Annotated in this window: 1 protein-coding gene; it reads right to left on the minus strand. The window is 45.1% G+C overall.

Features of this window, described 5'->3' with window-relative positions; translation table 11 throughout:
• On the minus strand, positions 1-437 hold a 437-nt coding region (locus tag C9J29_RS24015), incomplete at both ends, for an FAD-dependent oxidoreductase (RefSeq protein WP_170110047.1).

Raw genomic sequence — 437 nt, forward strand, 5'->3', positions numbered from 1 at the left:
AGCTAGTACCTTCCCTTGTTCGTATAAAGGTGCAACTAGTCCATAAACAATTTCACGGTGCTCGGCACATTCTCCAACCGCATAAACATGCGAAGCACTTGTTTGCATATAGTCAGTCACAACGATGCCACGGTTTACATAAATACCGCTATTTCTTGCCACTTCAATATTAGATTTGATTCCGATGGCCATGACGACAAGGTCTGCTTCAACTTCTGTGCCATCTTTAAAACGAAGTCCTTTAACCCGCTCGTCGCCAAGGACTTCAACCGTTTCTTTTTCCATTAGGAAGTTCATGCCTTGTGTTTCAAGCTCGGCTTTTAACATCGAGGAAGCAATTGGGTCTAACTGACGTTCCATTAAGTGCGGCATCAGGTGAACGACATCGACCTTCATCCCTAGGTTCAGCAGCCCTCTTGCAGCTTCAAGTCCAAGAA

The sequence above is a fragment of the Lysinibacillus fusiformis genome (assembly GCF_003049525.1).
In the GTDB taxonomy this organism is placed as follows: domain Bacteria; phylum Bacillota; class Bacilli; order Bacillales_A; family Planococcaceae; genus Lysinibacillus; species Lysinibacillus fusiformis.